Source organism: Streptomyces sp. NPDC006207 (assembly GCF_040613835.1).
Lineage (GTDB): Bacteria > Actinomycetota > Actinomycetes > Streptomycetales > Streptomycetaceae > Actinacidiphila.
The window spans coordinates 1-1,081 of sequence record NZ_JBEXSX010000162.1; the positions used below are offsets into that span (position 1 = coordinate 1).

Annotated in this window: 1 protein-coding gene; it reads left to right on the forward strand. The window is 68.2% G+C overall.

Features of this window, described 5'->3' with window-relative positions:
- Positions 1–1,081: formyl-CoA transferase (gene frc / locus ABZ312_RS45150; protein ID WP_500440237.1), on the forward strand; the 1,081-nt coding region annotated here is incomplete at both ends.

Consider the following 1,081-nt stretch of genomic DNA (forward strand, 5'->3'; position numbering starts at 1 on the left):
GGTGTGCGCGTCCTGGATATGACGCATGTGCAGTCGGGTCCGTCGGCGACGCAGTTGCTGGCGTGGCTGGGTGCGGACGTGGTGAAGCTGGAGGCCCCGGGGGGTGACATCACGCGGCGTCAGTTGCGGGATGTGCCGGGGGTGGACAGCTTGTATTTCACGATGCTGAACGCGAACAAGCGGAGCATCACGCTGAACACCAAGACCCCGCGCGGGCGGGAGATCCTGACCGAGCTGATCGCGCGCAGTGACGTGATGGTGGAGAACTTCGGGCCGGGCGCGGTGGACCGGATGGGGTTCACCTGGGAGCGGATCCAGGAGATCAACCCGCGGATCGTGTACGCCTCGATCAAGGGCTTCGGGGACGGCCCCTACACCGCGTTCAAGGCGTACGAGGTCGTCGCGCAGGCGATGGGCGGGTCGATGGCCACCACCGGCTTCGAAGGCGGCCCGCCCATGGCCACCGGCGCCCAGATCGGCGACTCCGGCACCGGGGTCCACGCCGTGGCCGGGATCCTGGCCGCCCTGTACCAGCGCACCCACACCGGCCGCGGACAGCGCGTCCAGGTCGCCATGCAGCACGCGGTGCTCAACCTGTGCCGGGTCAAACTCCGCGACCAGCAACGCCTGGCCCACGGACCGCTCGCGGAGTACCCCAACGAGGACTTCACCGACGAAGTCCCCCGCTCCGGCAACGCCTCCGGCGGCGGCCAGCCCGGCTGGGCGGTCAAATGCGCCCCCGGCGGCCCCAACGACTACGTCTACGTCATCGTGCAGCCCGTCGGCTGGCAACCCCTGGCCGAACTCATCGGCCACCCCGAACTCGCCGACGACCCCGAATGGGCCACCCCCGAAGCCCGGCTGCCCAAACTCGCCAAGATGTTCCAGCTCATCGAGGAATGGACCACCACCCTGCCCAAATGGCAGGTCCTGGAAGAGCTCAACACCCACAACATCCCGTGCGGGCCCATCCTGTCCACCAAGGAGATCATCGACGACGCCAGCCTCAAGGCCAACGACATCGTCGTCGAAGTCGACCACCCCGAACGCGGCACCTACACCACCGTCGGCAACCCCCTCA